Origin of the sequence: Solitalea canadensis DSM 3403 (genome assembly GCF_000242635.2) — a bacterium.
In the GTDB taxonomy this organism is placed as follows: domain Bacteria; phylum Bacteroidota; class Bacteroidia; order Sphingobacteriales; family Sphingobacteriaceae; genus Solitalea; species Solitalea canadensis.
This window is the reverse complement of sequence record NC_017770.1, coordinates 4,900,881-4,920,882: the sequence shown is the minus strand read 5'-3', so window position 1 is coordinate 4,920,882 and position 20,002 is coordinate 4,900,881. Positions and strand designations below refer to the sequence as shown.

Below are 20,002 nucleotides of genomic sequence, written 5' to 3'. Positions count from 1 at the left end.
AATTTTTTCTGAAGCGAAAATAAATATATTTGGCTGATACTTTAAAGTTTCATAGCATTTACCTTAACGAGAGCGAGTCTGATATGCGAGAAGTAGTTTTTGTACAAAAGAACGAACAAAAGTGGAAAAACTTTGAGAACAACAAAGATGGAAGTCCTGATGAAATTGCTGAGAATTTTATAGAACTTACAGACGACTTAGCTTATTCACGTACGTTTTATGCTGATTCTGCGACCACTCGCTACCTAAACGCGGTTACATCAAAGTTCTATCTAAATATCTACAAAAACAAAAAGGAAAGTAAAAACCGTTTTGTTACGTTTTGGAAATATGAGCTTCCATTAACGCTTGCCACACACCGCAAGCAACTACTCTATTCGTTCCTGCTATTTATGATAGGAATGTCTATTGGAGTACTTTCTGCAGCTAAAGACGAGACCTTTGTACGATTGATTCTTGGAGATACTTATGTAAACCAAACAATCGCCAATATTGAAAAAGGAGACCCAATGGCTATCTACAAAAGCCAGGGACAAGCGGATATGTTTATGGGTATTACCATCAACAACATAAAAGTATCGTTTATGGCATTTGTTGCAGGGGTGTTGTTTTCGCTTGGTACCGCGTGGATCTTATTCTCAAATGGCGTTATGCTTGGCGCTTTTCAATTCTTCTTTTATCAAAAAGGATTATTACTCACCTCCGTTTTGTCGATCTGGATACACGGAACGCTAGAAATTTCGGCAATTATTTTGGCTGGTTGTGCCGGTTTGGTAATGGGTAACAGCATTTTATTCCCTAAAACCTATTCGCGGTTAGAATCCTTTAAACAAGGTGCAAGAAACGGCCTTAAAATAGTAATCGGACTGGTTCCAGTATTTATTATGGCTGGCTTTCTCGAAAGCTTTATTACCCGCTATACACAAATGCCAATGGCGTTAAGTTTATTTATTATACTTGCCTCTTTAAGCTTTGTAATTTATTATTTCATCATATATCCATATCGTTTAACTAAACCACTAAATGCAGTACAAGATTAATTTAAGAGAGGAACGTGATTTTGGGCAGAAGATAAATGCGGTCTTTACTTTTCTCCAACAGAACTTTAAACCATTGTTCAGAAGTCTGTTGTTTATAGCCGGACCTACCTCCTTATTAGGTGGAATTTTCATGGGATTACATCAGTCAAGGTTTATGGACTTTGCTTTGAATGAAAATCCATCAGAAACAATTGGCAACTATAATATCTTCAGAGACCTTTTTAATCCGAACTATTTCCTCGCGATTTTGTTTCTGATCATTTCATTTATCCTTGTTTTCCAGTCGGTTTATGGCTATTTGGTCGCTTATTTAGAAGATAAAAACAGACCTATTACTACGGATATGGTTTGGGAGCATGTAAAACAGAAGTTTTTCTTTTCATTCTTTGCGATAATTGTACTTGGTATCACTATGATGCTTGCCTCCTTGGTGTTCCTTATTCCAGGTATTTACCTCGCCGTTGCATTTCAACTAGCCTTGATCATTATTGCGATGGAAAAAATCGACGTTTTCGAATTAATATCGCGATGTATTTACTTGATCCGTGGAAAATGGTGGTCGACATTTGGTCTCATTTTCATTATTTCAATGATACAAGGAATGATGGGTGTGGTTTTTAATGTTCCACTTTATATTATCACATTTGCAAAAGCTTTCCATGTTGGTGAGGTAAATGATTCTAACAATTTCTTTTTTATTATCAGCACAGTCATTTCCACTGTCGGAACAGTACTGCTATACTCACTCTCAGCTTTGGCAATGGCTTTTCAATATTTCAACCTTGTTGAACGTAAAGAAGGTGTTGGGTTATTGGAAGAAGTAGATAAATTAGGCAAAAGTCAACCCATTAATGATAATGAAGGCGACTTTTAGAGTATTATTTCTTTTAATTCTTTTAACAGCAGTAAGAACCAGTGCCGGATTCGCATCGGCCTCTCCGGCTATTTCATGCCCCAACGATACAACTCGGGTTTTAACACGGTTGCCTTTAAACTCAAGTATTGAGAAGTTCAACTCTGACCCCGAGTTTCAGTATAAAAAAGACATTGCACCTCAAACCGATTGGTGGGGGAAATTCTGGCAATGGGTTTACAGATTGTTTGATAGATTATTTTCAGGACTAAATTACGGTAACTTCTGGCAATATGTTTTCATTCTTATTATTGCCGGTACAGCTACTTTTGTTATTTTAAAATTGCTGGGAATTAACCTGACTGCATTATTTAGCAGAAGGAGTGCAGATATCGATCTTCCTTATGAAACCCTACATGAAGATGTAAGGATAATGGATTTTGACAAATTAATTGCCGATGCCATTGATAACAGAAACTTCCGCTTGGCAGTTCGTTTGTACTACCTAAAAACATTAAAAGAATTGAACAACCGTTCCATGATTACCTGGAAGCCTGAAAAAACTAACCATAATTATATCACAGAGCTATCTGCATTGCATCTGAAAGAGGGTTTTCAGCAAATGACACATCAATTCGAATTTGTTTGGTACGGAGAGTTCGATCTGGCTGAAAATGAATTTAACGCTATTCGACAATCGTTTTTATCCTTTCATCAACAAATCATCTGACTATGAAAGGAAACCGTAAATATATTGCCATTCTTGCGGCCATGATTATTGCGTTTGGGCTAATTGAATATTATCGTCCGAAACCAATCGATTGGAGAATTACCTTATCAAATAAGGATAAGATACCGTTTGGCTCCTATGCAACTTTTGAGCTGTTGAAGGATGTGTTTCCGAAACAATCCATTTCTTCAAGTCGCTTGCCTGCATTTAACCAACTTACAGAAACCAATAACAACAAGGGAAATTACATTTTCGTTACCAGTTATTTTGCTGCCGATGAAAATGACACCAAAGAACTTTTAAAATTCGTTGCTAAAGGGAATGATTTATTTATTGCAGCAACAACCTTTAATGGCCCTTTTGCTGACACCTTAAAAGTTCATACCGGCGCCGATTTTGAGGAAAAACAATACGTAACCAAACTATTAAATGTTGGCAAAGGAAGAAATTTTAAGTTTATCTCGCCCAGAGAAAATAGTTTTTTTGACTCGTTAAATCACAAAACAACAGTCGTTTTGGGTAGAAAATCATCCGGCAAACCCGACTTTGTGAAAATAAAACATGGAAAAGGTCATGTTTACTTGAATGTTAATTCTACCGCTTTCTCCAATTACTTTGTACTCGACAATGCGACCAAGGATTACGCTTTCCAATGCCTTTCTTATTTGCCGATAAAACAGGTGATCTGGGATGAATACACCAAACAAGGACGAGTTGGAGAAGATGATGTCTTCAGAGTTTTAATGGAACATCCATCGCTAAAATGGGCTTACTACATCATGATATTGGGGATTATTATCTTCATTATTTTTGAAAGTAAACGTCGCCAGCGGATTATTCCCATTATTACACCTTTACCTAATAATACCTTAGAATTTACCAAGGTTGTTGGAGCCTTATACTTTAACAAAGGCGACCATCATGATGCTGCTTTAAAAAAGATCAATTATTTGCTTGAATTTATAAGAACCAAGTTTTTTGAGAGAACCAATGTAATTGATGATGAATTTATTGAGCATATTGCTGAAAAAACTGGTTGGGACAAAGTTAAAACCAAACAGTTATTTGAAATGATCCGCTGGATCAAATCGCGTCCCGAAGAATACCTATTATCAGAAGCTGATCTGCTTTTGCTAAACGATTTAATTGAAGAATTTTTCGAATTTGTAAAGAAATAACAACCGCGAAAAGGTGAAAGCTGATTCTGCAGTTAGTAGAGACATAAAGACCAATGGAAGAAACAACATTTCAAAATCGCATCGACTTTGAACAATTGAATCAAAGCGTTTCTAAAATAAAAGAAGAACTAGCCAAGGTAATTGTTGGCCAAGAAAAGTTCATCGAATTACTCATTACAGCAATTTTTGCTGATGGACACGTACTTATTGAAGGTGTTCCGGGAGTAGCTAAAACGCTTACAGCTAAATTGATGGCTAAAACCATTAAATCTAATTTCAGCCGTATTCAATTTACTCCTGATTTAATGCCATCTGATGTCTTAGGAACATCCGTTTTTAATCCGTCAGCCTCTAATTTTGAGTTTAAGCAAGGTCCAATATTCTCTAATATTATTCTAATTGACGAGATCAACCGTTCACCTGCAAAAACTCAAGCTGCATTATTTGAAGTAATGGAGGAGCGTCAGGTAACAAATGACGGCATAACCTATCCGATGGCATTTCCTTTTTTGGTAATGGCAACCCAAAACCCAATTGACCAGGAAGGAACATATCGTTTACCAGAAGCACAATTGGATCGTTTTATTTTTAAGATCGAGGTAAAATACCCTTCTTTAGCTGAAGAGATCCTAATTTTAAATGGTCATCACACAGGTTTTGCCAATAAACTGGATGAAATTTCTTCGGTTTTAGACTCAAATACGATTGCCTTTTTGCGAGAGAAGATCCGTCAGGTGCACGTTGAACCAAAATTGATCGAGTATATTGCTCAAATCGTTAACAGTACACGTGATAACAAATTTCTGTACCTGGGAGCTTCACCAAGAGCTTCTGTCGCTATCCTAAATGCATCAAAAGCATTAGCAGCAATCAGAGGAAGGGATTTCGTAACACCTGAAGATATTCAGGAATTGGCTTATCCGGTTTTGCGCCACCGCATCATTCTTTCTCCAGAAAAAGAAATGGAGGGCGCCACCGCTGATGATATTATTAAACTCATTGTTCAAAAACTTGAAGTTCCGAGATAGTGCGTTTTATCAAGGATTTATACTTGAGCAATAGATTTTTCGCCGCCTTAATAGCCTGCGGATTATTGTTTGTTATTGCTTTTTTTATCCCGGTATTATTTATACCGGCAAAGCTTCTTTTTGCCATTTTCATCCTTTTAACAGCCATTGATTTCATCTCCTTATTCAGCATTAAAGAGGCTTTTTTCAGTCGTCGTTTCATGGCTGAAAAGTTGTCAAATGGAAGCGAAAATGAGATCATTCTGTATTTAGAAAACAAATACAATTTCAGTGTAAACGTAAAGGTGATTGATGAGATCCCTCATCAGTTTCAGAAAAGGGACGCTCTTTTTAAAGAATCATTAAAAAAGGGGCAGACAAAAAAATTAAAATATCTACTTCGACCTGTAAAACGGGGCGAATATGAATTTGGGGCCATTAACATTTTCATTTCTTCGATAATTGGATTGGCTCGTCGCCGATTCCGCTTTGAACAAGGGAAAACAGTACCAGTTTATCCGTCATTCATTCAAATGCGGAAGTATGAATTATTGGCTATCTCCAACCGGTTACAGGAAATAGGTATTAAACGGATTCGTAGAATAGGTCATAGTTCGGAGTTTGAGCAAATCAAAGCTTATGTACCAGGCGATGACACCCGAACTATTAACTGGAAGGCCACTGCGCGCAAATCGTCTCTGATGGTTAATAACTATCAGGATGAAAAATCGCAACAGGTGTATTGCATCATTGACAAAGGGCGTGCAATGAAGATGCCTTTTGAGGGATTGAGCTTATTGGATTATTCTATCAATGCATCGCTGGTACTTGCTAATTCGGCAATGATAAAGGGAGATAAAGCCGGAATCATCACCTTCTCAAGCAGAATCAGCAGTGTATTGAAAGCCGACAAAAAGCCGGTGCATCTACAGCATATCTTGGAATTACTTTATAACCAGCGTACCAATTACCAGGAGTCTGATTATGAGTCTTTGTTTGCCAATATCCGGTTAAATATTAATCAGCGCAGTTTACTGGTGCTGTTTACGAACTTTGAAAGTCGGGCAGGAATGCGCAGACAATTGCCTTACTTACAACGCCTGGCTAAACATCACTTGTTGTTAGTGGTATTCTTTGAAAATACAGAATTGGAGGAATTACTCGACTCTAAACCGGAAAACACAGAGGATATTTACCTTAAAACAATTGCTGAAAAGTTCTCTTACGACAAGAAATTAATCGTTAAAGAGCTTAATCAACACGGAATTCATACAGTGTTAACACCTCCGTCAAAACTGACAGTAAATACGCTGAATAAATACCTTGAATTTAAATCAAGAGGCCTGATATAAGGGTTTTAACCGCAAAGCCGCGAAGGCACAAAGAATAATACTTTGCTCCTTCGCGGCTTTGCGTGATCCTTTATTTTAGTTTTTTAATTATCTCTTCTACACTTAGCTTCTCCTGCTCACCGCTTTGCATATTTTTTAAGGTAAGCTTACCTGATTGCATTTCTTCCTCTCCGATTAAAACAACAAACGGAATTTGTTTGGCATCAGCATATTTCATTTGCTTTTGCAATTTCGCTGAAGCCGGATACAATTCAGTATTAATATCATTAGTCCTTAGTTGCACCAGTATAGGAAGTGCATATTTCTCTGCTGCGGCATCAAAATTGGTTAATAACACCTTGGTTGAAGTAACTGCACTTTCAGGGAACAAATTTAACTCAAGCATCACGTCGTAAATACGGTCAGCTCCAAATGAAATACCTGCGCCTGTTACTCCTTTTAGACCAAACATACCTGTAAGATCATCGTAGCGACCACCGCCACCGATTGACCCCATCTGAACTTCGTTAGATTTTACCTCAAAAATGGCTCCTGTATAGTAATTCAATCCACGGGCTAAGGTAATATCCAACTCAACAGTTGCTTTATTTAGCTTAAAAGATGTTAAATAGGAAAATATGGTTTCCAGCTCTTCAATACCTTTTTTTCCGGTTGGAGAGTTTGCGAGGCTTTGCTTTAAAACGGCTAATTTTTCTTCATTAGATCCTTTCAGCTCAATAAACGGTCGAAGAACTTCTACATCACTTTCGGTAAATCCTCGCTCTATTAACTCTTTCACCACACCATCATAACCGATCTTATCCAGTTTATCGATGGCAACTGTCATATCAACGATTAACTCTGGTTTACCAATAATCTCAGCTATACCAGTTAAGATTTTACGATTATTGATCTTGATGGAAAAATCTTGCAGGCCAAGGTTTGAAAGGGCTTCATCGTAAATACAAACAAACTCTGCTTCATTCAATAATGACTCAGACCCAACCACATCGGCATCGCATTGGTAAAACTCGCGATAGCGTCCTTTCTGAGGCCTATCAGCACGCCAAACAGGCTGAACCTGGTAACGTTTAAATGGCATTGCGATTTCGTTCTGATGCATTACCACATACCTAGCAAATGGAACTGTTAAATCATAGCGAAGGGCTTTTTCAGAAATATCAAAGGTAACTGACTTTGAATTCTTTGCTTCTAATTTTTGAGCATCAACCTTCGACAAAAAGTCACCTGAGTTCAACACTTTAAAGATCAACTGATCACCTTCTTCCCCATACTTTCCGGTAAGGGTGCTAAGGTTTTCCATTACAGGAGTTTCAATAGGCTGATAGCCGTATTTTTGAAACACTCTCTTAATGGTATCGAATATATAGGTTCTGCGAGCTACTTCAATCGGGGAAAAATCACGTGTTCCTTTTGGGATACTTGGTTTCATTATCTGTATTACTTATTAGCTTATCTATTACTTTCTATTATTTTCTGGCAGGCCTGCTCAATTTGCTTATAAACCGGAATAAACAACGATTCATCAAACCAAGGATCAGCCACTTCACAATTTTCTCCGGGCATACATGAGTTTAGCAAAAGATCAACTTTCTGCCTACTTTGCTCGTCTGGAGCCATTTTTAATACATTTTGATGGTTAGATGTATCCATTACATAAATACGGTCGAACTCATTAAAATCAGCTATCGAAAATTGTCGCGCCCGCAAACTGGTTATATCCACGCCAAAGCTTTGTGCTGTGCGTTGAGCACGTTTATCTGGAGCTTCGCCAATGTGCCAGCTTCCCGTACCACAAGAATCAACTTCCCAATTTAAATTATTCTTCCTGATCAGATCACGCATAATGCCTTCTGCCATCGGCGATCGGCAAATATTGCCCAAACAAACCATCAAAATTTTCATGCTGCAAAGATAGTAGAATGTTGAGATTATGGTTAATAGTTCATGGATCATAGTTCATAGATCATGGGGGGAAATTGGACCATGGTCCATAGTAGACAGTCTTGAGTCATGAGCCTGGAGTCTTTGCATAATTTTTAATCAACCTTTATTTCAATTTTACAAGAAACCGTGTTAACAGTCTTGAGTCGACAGTCATGAACCAGGAGCCTTTGCATATTTTTTATTCAACCTTTATTTCAATTATACAAGAAACCATGGACTATGGACTATTGACTATTGACTATTGACTATGGACTATCAACCAAATCCATGATCCATGATCTATGAACTATGAACTAATATTGATATTTTTACCCTAAACCGATAGAATTTTATGAACCTTATTGATATCCCTTCCATTCTGGAAGAATTAAAAATTACTGCGCATAATCCGGCTTGGAGCACTGGTTTGAACTGGGCTACTGGTGACGGTGAAACCTCAAAAACGATAGTATCTCCTGTTGATGGAAAAACGATAGCTACTGCCTCTTTTGCATCTGCCGGAGATTATGACCACGTGGTTAAAACAGCTCAACAAGCATTCAAAACATGGCGATTAGTTCCTGCGCCTAAGAGAGGGGAAATCGTGAGACAAATCGGAGAGGAATTACGTGCTAAGAAAAAAGCATTGGGAGCGCTTGTTTCTTACGAAATGGGAAAAAGCTTGCAAGAGGGTTATGGTGAAGTACAAGAAATGATCGATATCTGTGACTTTGCGGTAGGGCTATCTCGTCAGTTATATGGACTAACAATGCACTCGGAGCGTTCGCGCCATCGTATGTATGAACAGTACCATCCACTTGGTATCGTAGGAATTATTTCAGCGTTCAATTTTCCGGTGGCCGTTTGGTCTTGGAACGCAGCTTTAGCTTGGGTTTGTGGCGATGTCTGTATCTGGAAACCGTCAGAAAAAACTCCTTTAACAGCCATTGCTTGTCAAAAAATTGCTGCACAAGTTTTTGAGAAAAATGGGATTGCAGAAGGCGTTTCCTGCTTAATTATCGGCGACCGCACTATTGGTGAATTAATGTCGAATGACACCCGCGTTCCATTGGTGTCGGCAACTGGGTCAACTCGTATGGGAAAAGCCGTTGGAGCTGCTGTTGGTCAACGTTTGGGCAGAAGCTTGTTGGAATTAGGAGGAAATAACTCCATCATTATCTCTGAGCATGCAGATCTGAATATGGCATTACCGGGTGTGGTGTTCGGTGCAGTTGGTACTGCCGGACAACGTTGTACTACAACCCGTCGTTTAATTATTCATGAATCGGTTTACGAAGCATTTAAAACCAAACTAGCGAATGCCTACACTCAACTACGTTTCGGAAACCCATTGGATGAAACAAACCATGTTGGACCGCTGATTGACAAAGATGCGGTTCAGCAATATCTAAATGCTATCGAAAAGGCAAAAAGTGAAGGTGCAACTATTGTAGTAGAGGGTGGCGTTTTAGCGGGTAACGGATTTGAATCGGGTTGCTATGTTAAACCAGCTATTTTTGAAGCCGAAAACCATTATGAGATCGTTCAGCATGAGACTTTTGCTCCGATCTTGTACATAATGAAATATAAAAACATTGAAGAAGCTATCGAACTACAAAATGGTGTTCCTCAAGGTCTATCATCAGCAATCATGACTACCCATCTGAGAGAAGCTGAAAAGTTCTTATCGCACGGAGGTTCAGATTGTGGAATTGCGAACGTCAATATTGGAACTTCAGGTGCAGAAATCGGAGGAGCTTTTGGAGGAGAAAAAGAAACCGGTGGAGGTCGTGAGTCAGGCTCAGATGCATGGAAAGTATACATGCGACGCCAGACTAACACCATAAATTACGGTGATGATTTGCCGTTGGCACAAGGAATTAAGTTTGATTTGTAGCTATTAAAATGCTGGCAAGGAGAAAAACTCTTTGCTAGCATTCTTTTTTCTAATAATGAAATCGAAGTGCAATGATTATCAGTTTATCATTGTCAACTTTGTAAACTAATCGGTGCTCCGCTGTAATTCTACGGCTCCAATAACCGGCAAGTCCATATTTTAACGGCTCAGGTTTCCCAATCCCCTTAAAAGGGCTTTCCATAAAGGATTTTATCAATTGAGTTATTTTTTCTTGCGCTTTTATGTTATTAGACTCTTTCCAGAAGCACAAATCTTCAATAGCTTTTTCCGAAAAAACTACTTCCATAAATCATCAACACTAATTGAAGTAACTTTTCCTTCTTCAACCTGTTTAATACTTTCGATCAAATGTTTTCTATTTGCTTCTGTTGAAACTAAATGTAAGGTCTCCATAATAGATGTATAATTTTCTTCTGATAATATAACTACATTACCTTTTCCTTTTGGACGCTTAACAGTCACTTCATCTTCAAGAGCATAATCTAGATTTGATTTGAGGTTTTCTCGTAGATCAGAATAATTAATGACTTTCATAAAACTCCATTATTTAAGTACAAAAATACGTACGTTTTTAATAAATAACAAGAGGATTATAAGCTTTGCATCTACATATCAATGATCTTTATCCCCATTATCCTTCTCGGTCATAACTCCTTCCCAATACAAATGAAACTCCCTCAAAATACGTTGGTGTTTATTGAAATATGACTTCAATTGCTCATCCGTGAGTTCCCGGTTTTCACTACGCTCAAATTCTATGGAACTTTTAAGCTGTCGAAGCTGGTGTTTAATAATCTTGTTCTGGATCCAGTATTTATCTACATTCCAAAAAATTGATAGGGTTGCTAATGCTGTAACAACAGTGTTTAACACCAATGCAATGTCTTTGGTTACACTCAGATAAATTGTACGTTCACTAAAGAAGTAGGAAAAATTAAGCCCTAGAATTACCGTTGCCAAACCAGAAAGCACAACAGTAGAATATTTATACAACCGTACATTTCGATACATCCACTTTGTACTGGCATTGAACTCTTCAAGACTAAAAGCTATTCGTTTAATCAAATAATCGGTTTTTGAAACCGATTCATGTTGGTTGAAGTTAGCTTCAACTGTTTTCCAGATGTTTTTTATCCGTTTGCGTGAAGCCCAAAAGCTAAGGATGGCAAACAGTAAGGTAAGTACCATTAAAACAATTATTATCGCTGCTAGCTCGCGAAAAGGACTTGATGGAATAACGGCATAAGCTGAGTAAGCCAATAATCCTGACAGTGTTAGAATAAAACCTATTCCGCAAAAAATAAATATAAATTGAGTTATTTTTTCAATTAAGTTTGGTTGTTGATGTGTTGGCATTGGGGTATTTGTTAAAGTCTCGAAAATACTGTTTTTATAAAATAGAACTAATGACCTTGCACACTTGCCGTTAAAAAGTGCTTATTTTGTCGGCATGAAAGCGGCATCTCTTAATGAATTAAAAAAAGAACTTCTTGGTTTGGAACCGAATCGCTTAGTTGAGATTTGCTTAAGAATCACTAAGTACAAAAAAGAGAATAAAGAATTACTCACATATTTGCTTTTTGAGTCGGATAATGAGCATGGCTATATAGAGAGTATAAAAGAATTGATCGATGAGCAATTTGAGTTAATCCCCAAAAACAATTTGTATTTAGGTTCTAAAATGCTCCGAAAAACATTACGAACCACGAATAAGTTCATCAAATATTCTGGACATAAAGAAACTGAAGCCGAACTGTTGATCTATTTCTGTAGAAAAATGAAAAAATCTGGAATTAGAATTCACAATAGCACTGCGCTTACGAACCTTTATCAGCAACAATTAAAAAAAATCAATAAAGCCATTGATAAACTACACGAAGATTTGCAATTTGATTACCAACAAGAATTGGATGAACTCCATTAACCTATTTTAGAAAACCTTCAATTGCACCCATTACTTCCTTTTTGACTATTGTAGATGCTCCATCCCAGAGATCATTATGCTTTCCATCTTTTAGATAAACAATACTGATACTAAACTCTTCCTGCTCATCTACTGTTGGAAGAACTCCGGGATCAGGTTCTGTATCAGTAGCCTTTAAGTATAAAATTCGTGGGCTTCGCGTGCGTGGAACTGTCATCCTCCGGTTATCAAGAGAAATAACTTTATCAACCTGATCGGGATATTCTGTAGCAAACAGCATAGACATATCACCACCATTGGAATGACCAACTAAAAGTAATTTATTAAAGTCCAGGTTCTTCTTAATCTTTTTTAATTCCGCTATTACAAACTGAATGTTATCGACGCCGCGTTGCCAATAAGGTTTTCTAACCACCATAATATCTCCTGAAGTAGGCATTGGAATATCTCCTTTAAGATCATGCTGAATGGATACAACATAATACCCAAGGGATACCAATTGGTTCGCTATAAATCCATAGGCTGTATTTCCTCCTCCATAACCGTGGCTAATAATCGCGACAGGTTGCTTCTGATCCTTGCCATTTGAATAAACAGCTATAGGAATTTCCCTATTCCTGGACTTATCAAACAGAATGGATTGCTTAGGTTTTATAGTTTGGCCACAGGCCAGAAAAGTGATTAAAATGAATATTAGTGTTGATACTGATTTGGTGTTCATTGGTAAGTACTGGCTATTGTTTGTAGTTTTTAAGATTAAGCTGAAGGTTTATCTAAAACAATATTAATTAGTCAGAACCATTTTTTAGCATCTATTTATCAACATGTAAATAACTGATGAAACAAAGGGCTATAAAAATAAAAAATGCGAAATTTTGTTAAAATCTCGCATTTTTATTTTTATGAAATTCTTTAGAATACCATTACACTAAAAGTCTCAATGGTTCTTCTAGTAAACCTTTTAACGTTTGTAAGAACTCTGAACCAGTAGCACCATCAACAACTCGGTGATCACAAGATAAAGTAACTTTCATTACATTACCAGGAACAACTTGTCCATTTTTAACAACCGGAACCTGGCTGATACCACCAACCGCTAAGATACAAGCATCAGGTGGGTTAATGATCGCAGTAAACTGATCAATACCGTACATACCTAAGTTAGAAATGGTAAAGGTTGAGCCTTCCCAATCAGCTGGTTGCAATTTTTTATCTTTTGCTTTTTGAGCGTATTCTTTTACTTCAGTAGAGATAGTTGACAATGATTTAGTATCAGCAAAACGAACAACCGGTACTAACAAGCCATCTTCAACAGCTACAGCTACACCAATATTTACGTGGTTGTTATAACGGATCTTATCTCCTAACCAGCTTGAATTTACTTTAGGGTGTTTTTTCAATGCAACTGCAACCGCTTTTAATACGATATCATTGAAAGAGATTTTTATAGTACCTAATTCATTGATACGCTTGCGAGCTTCCATTGCCTGATCCATATCAATAGACATGGTTAAGTAGAAGTGAGGAGCGGTGAATAAACTTTCAGACAAACGACGAGCAATTGTCTTGCGCATTTGTGTTACAGCAACCTCAGTAAAGCTTTCCTGACCATAAACAGCAGGAGCTGCAACTGTAGTTGCACCAGCACCAGGAGTTGCTGCTTTAGCGGTAGGAGCTGCTGAAGGAGTAAAGGTCTCTACATCCTTCTTCACAATGCGTCCACCTTCTGCACTGCCCTTTACTTGGGCAAGGTCAATGCCTTTTTCTTCTGCAATTTTACGAGCCAACGGAGATGCTTTTACACGACCATTGGCGTCTGCTGTTGAAGCTTCAGCAACTGGTGCTGATGTAGCAGAAGCAGCTGTTGATCCAGCACTAGCTTCTTCTTTAGCAGGAGCAGCTGCAGGCGCAGCCTGTAATAACGGACTAACATCTGTTCCTGGCTTACCAACAATTGCAATAATATCATTCACTTTAGCAGCTTTACCTTCTTCAACACCGATGTATAATAAGGTTCCTTCTGCATAAGCAGTTACTTCCATTGTAGCTTTATCGGTTTCAACATCAGCGATAGTATCATCTGACTTAATAGTATCACCGATTTTTTTGTACCACTTGTTAATAACACCTTCAGTCATGGTATCACTTAACAAAGGCATGCGAATTACAGTAGCACCTAAAGACTCAGGAGTTACAGCAGGAGCGCTACTTTGAACCGGAGCCGGGGCAGCTTCAGCTTTGGCTTCAGCAGGTGCAGCAGCAGCTTTACCATTTCCACCTTCGGCAGCTAATGCAGCTTTGTAATCTTCACCTTCGGCACCCAAAACAGCAATTACTGCATCAACCGGAACGGCCTGGCCTTCTTCAACTCCGATGTATAATAATGTTCCTTCCTGGAACGATTCAAAATCCATGGTAGCTTTGTCGGTTTCAACCTCAGCAACTACGTCGCCTGATTTTACTTTATCACCAACTTTTTTATGCCATTTAGCCAATACCCCTTCGGTCATGGTATCGCTCATTTTTGGCATGCGTACTACTTCAGCCATATATTTTTCTTTTAAAAATAGTGTTGTGTGTTGCGTTTATAAAAGTAAGAGTTACGAATGGAAAGCCTTATTTGCTTAACACCCATAACTCTAAAGTATTTTTACGTGTTAAGGATCAACATGAATAGTGTGTAACCCATAACCGCAATTATTAATCCATTATATATGGGTAATCACTCTGAACGTAAACATCTTTGTAAAGCTCAGAAGGATCTGGATATGCAGATTCTTCAGCAAATTTAACTGAATCTTCTACTTCTTCTTTCACTTTAGCTTCAATTTGCTCAAACCATGCTTCGTTAGCATATTTATTCTGAAGAATAGTTTGTTTTACCTGCTCTAAAGGATCTTTAGCCTTATATTCTTCTACCTCTTCTTTAGTACGGTATTTAGCTGGGTCAGACATGGAGTGACCTTTGTAACGGTATGTACGAATCTCAAGGAAAGAAGGTCCTTCTCCGGCACGTGCACGTTGTACAGCACGATCAACTGCTTCGTGAACAGCTTCACAGCTCATCCCGTCAACAGGCTCAGAAGGCATATCAAAACCTAATCCGATTTTATAGATATCCGGCATGTTAGTGGTACGTTCAACAGAAGTACCCATCGCATAACCGTTATTTTCACAAATGAAGATAACAGGAATATTCCAGATCATCGCCATGTTAAATGTTTCGTTTAAGGCTCCTTGGCGTACAGCACCATCACCCATAAAACATAAACAAACAGCATCAGTTCCTTTGTATTTTGATGCAAAAGCAATACCTGCACCTAGTGGAATTTGACCACCAACGATACCATGACCTCCATAGAAGTTATGTTCCTTAGAGAAAAAGTGCATCGAACCACCTTTTCCTTTTGAACATCCGGTTTCCTTTCCGTACAACTCAGCCATACATTCGCGAGCAGAAACACCTTTACCTAAAGCTAAGGCGTGATCGCGATATGCAGTAATAAAACCATCATCAGGACGAGTAGCTGATAGGGCACCAGCTGCTACAGCTTCTTGACCAATGTATAAGTGGCAAAATCCTCTGATTTTTTGTTGTCCGTAGAGCTGACCTGAACGTTCTTCAAACTTTCTCATCATGTACATTTGTTCGTACCAAGTCAGATAAGTTTCTTTAGTTATTGCTATAGAACTCATTTTTTAAGTTTAAGCTTTTAAATTTTTTGTGTCGGCAAATGTATCAATAAAAAAGCAAAATGTAAATGTGTATTGTTTTATCTGTTTTTTAAACAATATTATAATAACAATTGCCGTTCAAAGCAATGTTGTTAATAAAAGAGCATAAATACATACACAACAACATAACCGAATATCAATAAGCATATTCGCTCCAAAATATTAGTTGAATTAATATTTTATCAGTTGCGACTTTGAAAATTTAAAGTTGTTTTGTAACTTTTAGTATACATAATCGTAAAAGGGAATACGATTAAACAATGAATTGTTGTTTTGTATCATTTTTGCATGTGTATGTGAGACAATAATTTTAATTTGCAAACCATTAAAACGATCAAACTAAGTGGCTTTGAAGAGACTATTACTACTATTGGTTTTCGTTATTTCGGCAAATGCGGTAAGCGCTCAGTCGAAAAGCTTGAAAGATTTTTTTACATCAAAACCTGAAGATAAAGAGATCTCTGATCCTGATTCTTTAGGTTATTTATATTATTCTCAATTATTTGGTTTCAGTATAGCTTCTAAAGCTAACACCAAGTTATTTGATTTTGTTTACGATTGGTTAGGAACTCCTTATCGTTTCGGAGGAAACTCCAGAAAAGGAATCGATTGCTCAAGATTTGTGAATAAAATGTATGATGCAGTTTATGGAGCATTCTTAGGCGGGGCTAACTCAAGAGACTTTTATAAAAATGTTAAGCCTGTTGATAAAGAAAATTTAAAAGAAGGTGACTTCGTTTTCTTCAAAATAGGTAAAAAATACATTTCGCATATTGGAGTTTATTTAGGCAATGGAAAATTTGCACATTCTTCTTCTTCAAAAGGAGTAAGTATTGCCGATTTGGATGACCCTTACTTTAAGCGATATTTCTTCAAAGGCGGAAGAATTCAATAACTTAGAAAACCATCAAAACTAAAAATCAATACTAAGAGCCCCGTTACCACGGGGCTTTTTCTTTGGGCCTCTCTTAATGGACAAAATGATCAACCCGAAGTTGGTGATTATATAAATTTCATGAATCTTAAAGGATTTAATCCCGGAGAAGAGTAACCTTAGTGGTTATGCATCGTTCTACAACCTAAACCTAGGAAACCCATTTTCTTCAGTTTCATTCCATCAGCAGTTAAATATTTCAAAGATTAGACCTCTTCGAAGTTTTCTCTTAAAAACGAAACCATCTCCTTACCTCCAACAAAGTCTTTTGCTAATTCTATTGGATTGACCGAGGTGAATCGGAAGACATCAGCAAATCCTAAAAAATAAAACGCTTCCACAATTAAGTGGAAGCGTTTTCCCAAATTAAGAAGTTCTAATTAATTAAAATATTTTTATAACTGAATAATCAGTCCGTATACAATTAATCCTAAACCAACTACAAATGCTAACCAGCCTAAACCGCCAACAATAGCACCAAGTAAGATACCTGCTAATAAGATTATTAAACCAATTAACATGATACGTGAAAACTCAACATTAGGAGCAGGAGCAGGAGATGCAGCTTTTTTCTTAGCCACAACTTTATCTACTCTTTTTGTAATAATGTTTTCAACTTTTTGCTGTTGAGACTCAGAAAGTCCGTTAAAAGTTGAGTTCTTTTTCATTTCTTCACGCACCAATTGTCTGGTACTTGTTTGTTGCTCTGCCATTAACGTCTCTGAAGGAGCCACTTCTGTTCCCTCTGGTTTAGCTGGAGCGGTTTCTCTTACAGGTTGTTGAGCGTCTGTTTTTTGGATTGCGTATGCTCTGGTTTCTGTTTTAGCTTCTGTTCGCTGAGCAATAGTAGACTCATTGCCCTTCACCCTTACGAATTTCAGGTCGTTGGCACACGAAGCCGCAAATAGTGCTAATGACAACAATCCCAAGGTTTTAAACATGGAAATTGTAGTACTTGTTTTTTTCATTGTTTCTGGGTTTGATTAATAAAGGGGGGAAGTTACTATTTTTCGCAATACAATGCATTTGAGGAAATAAAATTTCTTTGAAGATTTTTTTATATAACATTATTACTATTACAATCGTTTAATTCGATAATAATTCATTTTTTATTTAGCAAAAAACGCCTATATTAAGGCACTGAATTCTAATTACATATATAACGAAAAGGCTTTTGTTCGATTCAATTTTTCATTGCCCGCACCAATCCTAAGTTCCATCAAAGTCGACCCAAAGCCATAAGTATCCACCAATTTAAATGATACTTTATGAAAACTTATGATGAAAAACACATTAAAAATGTCGTTTTAGTAGGCTCTGCGAAAAGCGGCAAGACAACACTTGCCGAAACAATGCTGTTTGAAGCCGGAATTATTAACCGAAGAGGCTCCGTTGAAGAAAAAACAACGGTGTCTGATTATCATGAAGTAGAACACGAGCGAGGCAACTCCGTGTACGCCACATCCCTCCACACCGAGTGGCGTGATTACAAAATCAACATTATTGATACTCCAGGGTTGGATGATTTTATTGGAGAAGTAATCTCTTCGATTCGCGTTTGCGACACAGCCGTAGTTCTGTTAAATGCACAATATGGTGTAGAGGTAGGAACAGAACTTCTCTGGAGTTATATTGATCAATATCAAAAACCTACCATATTCGCCATTAATCAATTAGATTCTGACAAAGCAAACTTTAACCAAACTATTGAAGAAGCTAAAAAATTCTTCGGACCGGCTGTTACCGTCATGCAATATCCGGTAAATCAGGGCATCGATTTTAACTGCATCATCGACTTACTGAAGATGACCATGTATAAATTCCCGGTAAATGGAGGAAAACCGGAAAAGCTACCTATACCAGATAAAGAGAAAAATCTTGCAGATAAGCTTCATAACGAATTAGTTGAAAAAGCGGCCGAGAACGATGAAAAACTCATGGAACTCTATTTCGAAAAAGGCAATTTAGATGAAGATGAGTTACGGCTAGGATTAAAAATAGGTATGATGAATCATCAGGTATTCCCGGTTTTTTGCCTCGCAGGCAGAAAAAACATGGGTAGTGGACGATTGATGGGCTTTATTGATAATGTAGCACCCTCTGCTGTTGAAATGCCACCAGAAAAATCTGATAATGACAAAGACGTTCCAATTACCCCCACTGGACCAACCAAACTATTCATTTTTAAAACCTTAGTTGAACCACATTTAGGAAAATTATCATTTTTCAAAGTAATTTCCGGTGAAATTGCGGTAGGACAAGAGCTTACCAACGAGAAAACCAATACGGTGGAGCGGCTTAACCAGTTATTTATAGCAGACGGTAAAAATAGAAACGCAGTTGATAAACTGAAAGCAGGAGATATTGGCTGCACGCTTAAGTTAAAAAACAGTTCAACCAACCATACGCTTAATGGCAAAGGAGCTACAGGAAACATAGACCCTATTCACTTCCCAAGACCAAAGGTAAGAGTTGCTGTAGTAGCAAAAAATAAGCAAGATGATGAAAAACTAAGTGAAGTGTTAGCCGAAATCCACCTGGAAGATCCAACAATAGAAATTGAATATAACAGGGAGCTTAAGCAAGTAATTTTACATGGGCAAGGCGAATTGCACCTGGCGCTAACCAAATGGCGATTGGAGAACATTTATAAAATGCAGGTCGAATTTAACAAGGCTAAAATCCCTTATCGGGAAACCATCCAAAAAGCAGCACTTTCATCGTATAGGCATAAAAAGCAGTCGGGAGGAGCGGGACAGTTTGGCGAAGTATTTATGAAAATTGAACCTTATTATGAGAATATGCCACAGTTGAAAGAGTTTCCTGTTCGAGATAGTGAAACACATGATCTTGCCTGGGGAGGAAAACTCGTTTTTAACAACTGTATTGTTGGAGGTGTTATTGATTCACGCTTCATCCCTTCAATATTGAAAGGTGTGATGGAGAAAATGCAAGAAGGACCATTAACCGGATCGTATGTTCGGGACATTCGGGTAAGTGTATACGATGGCAAGATGCATCCGGTAGATAGCAATGATATTTCATTTAAAATAGCCGGGATGATGGCTTTTAAAGAAGCCTTTCATCAAGCTGAACCTCAATTACTTGAACCTGTGTACGATGTGGAAACAACCGTTCCGGATGAAATAATGGGCGATGTAATGACCGAACTTCAAAGCAGGAGGAGCGTTATTACCGGAATGGATAACCGCAACGGTTACCAGGTAATAAAATCTCGTACTCCGTTAGCGGAATTGGATAAGTATTTTTCTGTACTTAGAAATATCAGTCAGGGCAAGGCCAAAGTTGAAATTCAATTTGCGGAGTACTCTCCAGTTCCTTCTGAATTACAGCGGAAATTAACAGAAGAACACCAAAAAGAAGCTGCTTTAGAAGGGCATTGAT

The 20,002-nt window shown here is 37.7% G+C and carries 20 protein-coding genes; 10 read left to right on the top strand and 10 right to left on the bottom strand.

Translation table 11 applies throughout. The features are described from left to right. Positions 1 to 29 precede the first annotated feature (29 nt). From SOLCA_RS20745 to SOLCA_RS20720, 6 genes are read left to right on the top strand one after another with little or no spacing between them, the layout of a single operon-like run. Positions 30 to 1,040 (top strand): stage II sporulation protein M, encoded by a 1,011-nt coding sequence (locus SOLCA_RS20745; protein ID WP_014682445.1) that lies wholly within the window; start codon positions 30 to 32, stop codon positions 1,038 to 1,040. After that, the gene (locus tag SOLCA_RS20740; RefSeq protein ID WP_014682444.1) at positions 1,024 to 1,914 is read left to right on the top strand and encodes a hypothetical protein; all 891 of its coding nucleotides are present in this window, start codon (positions 1,024 to 1,026) and stop codon (positions 1,912 to 1,914) included. The genes SOLCA_RS20745 and SOLCA_RS20740 overlap by 17 nt, the downstream gene beginning before the upstream one ends. Beyond that, positions 1,898 to 2,623, top strand: a complete 726-nt coding sequence (locus tag SOLCA_RS20735) for a DUF4129 domain-containing protein (RefSeq protein WP_014682443.1) — start codon at positions 1,898 to 1,900, stop codon at positions 2,621 to 2,623. The genes SOLCA_RS20740 and SOLCA_RS20735 overlap by 17 nt, the downstream gene beginning before the upstream one ends. A gap of 2 nt (positions 2,624 to 2,625) precedes the next feature. Further along, on the top strand, positions 2,626 to 3,801 hold the full coding sequence (locus SOLCA_RS20730; RefSeq protein ID WP_014682442.1) for a DUF4350 domain-containing protein: 1,176 nt from the start codon (positions 2,626 to 2,628) through the stop codon (positions 3,799 to 3,801). Between the two features lie 53 nt (positions 3,802 to 3,854). Further along, positions 3,855 to 4,829, top strand: coding sequence for an AAA family ATPase (locus tag SOLCA_RS20725; RefSeq protein ID WP_014682441.1), 975 nt, complete (start codon positions 3,855 to 3,857; stop codon positions 4,827 to 4,829). Between the two features lie 23 nt (positions 4,830 to 4,852). After that, on the top strand, positions 4,853 to 6,160 hold the full coding sequence (locus SOLCA_RS20720) for a DUF58 domain-containing protein (protein ID WP_245536731.1): 1,308 nt from the start codon (positions 4,853 to 4,855) through the stop codon (positions 6,158 to 6,160). Positions 6,161 to 6,230: 70 nt separating this feature from the next. Here the strand turns inward: SOLCA_RS20720 and hisS are convergent, their stop codons facing one another. Both hisS and SOLCA_RS20710 read right to left on the bottom strand, forming a co-directional pair. Then, positions 6,231 to 7,601, bottom strand: coding sequence for a histidine--tRNA ligase (gene hisS, locus SOLCA_RS20715; protein ID WP_157604780.1), 1,371 nt, complete (start codon positions 7,599 to 7,601; stop codon positions 6,231 to 6,233). A gap of 11 nt (positions 7,602 to 7,612) precedes the next feature. Beyond that, positions 7,613 to 8,065, bottom strand: coding sequence for a low molecular weight protein-tyrosine-phosphatase (locus SOLCA_RS20710; RefSeq protein ID WP_014682438.1), 453 nt, complete (start codon positions 8,063 to 8,065; stop codon positions 7,613 to 7,615). Between the two features lie 373 nt (positions 8,066 to 8,438). On the opposite strand from SOLCA_RS20710, the gene amaB reads away from it, so the two are divergent. Beyond that, complete coding sequence (gene amaB, locus SOLCA_RS20705; RefSeq protein ID WP_014682437.1) at positions 8,439 to 9,983, top strand: L-piperidine-6-carboxylate dehydrogenase; 1,545 nt, start codon at positions 8,439 to 8,441, stop codon at positions 9,981 to 9,983. Positions 9,984 to 10,032: 49 nt separating this feature from the next. Here amaB and SOLCA_RS20700 read toward each other — a convergent pair whose 3' ends face one another. The 3 genes from SOLCA_RS20700 to SOLCA_RS20690 all read right to left on the bottom strand — a co-directional run bounded on the left by SOLCA_RS20700 (position 10,033) and on the right by SOLCA_RS20690 (position 11,360). Then, the gene (locus tag SOLCA_RS20700) at positions 10,033 to 10,290 is read right to left on the bottom strand and encodes a Txe/YoeB family addiction module toxin (protein WP_014682436.1); all 258 of its coding nucleotides are present in this window, start codon (positions 10,288 to 10,290) and stop codon (positions 10,033 to 10,035) included. Further along, entirely contained in the window at positions 10,281 to 10,538 is a 258-nt protein-coding gene (locus SOLCA_RS20695; protein WP_014682435.1) for a type II toxin-antitoxin system Phd/YefM family antitoxin, read from the bottom strand. The genes SOLCA_RS20700 and SOLCA_RS20695 overlap by 10 nt, the downstream gene beginning before the upstream one ends. 78 nt (positions 10,539 to 10,616) lie before the next feature. Next, positions 10,617 to 11,360 (bottom strand): SLATT domain-containing protein, encoded by a 744-nt coding sequence (locus SOLCA_RS20690; RefSeq protein WP_014682434.1) that lies wholly within the window; start codon positions 11,358 to 11,360, stop codon positions 10,617 to 10,619. A 94-nt stretch (positions 11,361 to 11,454) separates the two neighbouring features. Between SOLCA_RS20690 and SOLCA_RS20685 the strand changes: the two genes are divergently transcribed. Next, positions 11,455 to 11,928 carry a hypothetical protein gene (locus tag SOLCA_RS20685; protein ID WP_042480306.1) on the top strand — a complete coding sequence of 158 codons (474 nt, stop codon included), beginning with the start codon at positions 11,455 to 11,457 and terminating at the stop codon, positions 11,926 to 11,928. 1 nt (position 11,929) lies between these two features. Here SOLCA_RS20685 and SOLCA_RS20680 read toward each other — a convergent pair whose 3' ends face one another. The 3 genes from SOLCA_RS20680 to pdhA all read right to left on the bottom strand — a co-directional run bounded on the left by SOLCA_RS20680 (position 11,930) and on the right by pdhA (position 15,624). Beyond that, positions 11,930 to 12,649, bottom strand: coding sequence for an alpha/beta fold hydrolase (locus SOLCA_RS20680; RefSeq protein WP_014682432.1), 720 nt, complete (start codon positions 12,647 to 12,649; stop codon positions 11,930 to 11,932). A gap of 202 nt (positions 12,650 to 12,851) precedes the next feature. After that, positions 12,852 to 14,477 (bottom strand): pyruvate dehydrogenase complex dihydrolipoamide acetyltransferase, encoded by a 1,626-nt coding sequence (locus tag SOLCA_RS20675; protein ID WP_014682431.1) that lies wholly within the window; start codon positions 14,475 to 14,477, stop codon positions 12,852 to 12,854. 151 nt (positions 14,478 to 14,628) lie between these two features. Beyond that, the gene (pdhA, locus tag SOLCA_RS20670; protein WP_014682430.1) at positions 14,629 to 15,624 is read right to left on the bottom strand and encodes a pyruvate dehydrogenase (acetyl-transferring) E1 component subunit alpha; all 996 of its coding nucleotides are present in this window, start codon (positions 15,622 to 15,624) and stop codon (positions 14,629 to 14,631) included. A 382-nt stretch (positions 15,625 to 16,006) separates the two neighbouring features. Here pdhA and SOLCA_RS20665 point away from each other — a divergent pair, with 382 nt between their 5' ends. Next, on the top strand, positions 16,007 to 16,558 hold the full coding sequence (locus SOLCA_RS20665) for a C40 family peptidase (RefSeq protein WP_014682429.1): 552 nt from the start codon (positions 16,007 to 16,009) through the stop codon (positions 16,556 to 16,558). A 245-nt stretch (positions 16,559 to 16,803) separates the two neighbouring features. Here SOLCA_RS20665 and SOLCA_RS23305 read toward each other — a convergent pair whose 3' ends face one another. After that, positions 16,804 to 16,962 (bottom strand): hypothetical protein, encoded by a 159-nt coding sequence (locus SOLCA_RS23305; RefSeq protein ID WP_157604618.1) that lies wholly within the window; start codon positions 16,960 to 16,962, stop codon positions 16,804 to 16,806. A 30-nt stretch (positions 16,963 to 16,992) separates the two neighbouring features. After that, the gene (locus SOLCA_RS20660; RefSeq protein WP_014682428.1) at positions 16,993 to 17,565 is read right to left on the bottom strand and encodes a hypothetical protein; all 573 of its coding nucleotides are present in this window, start codon (positions 17,563 to 17,565) and stop codon (positions 16,993 to 16,995) included. Positions 17,566 to 17,865: 300 nt separating this feature from the next. Between SOLCA_RS20660 and SOLCA_RS20655 the strand changes: the two genes are divergently transcribed. Next, positions 17,866 to 20,001 (top strand): elongation factor G, encoded by a 2,136-nt coding sequence (locus SOLCA_RS20655; RefSeq protein ID WP_014682427.1) that lies wholly within the window; start codon positions 17,866 to 17,868, stop codon positions 19,999 to 20,001. Position 20,002 lies beyond the last annotated feature (1 nt).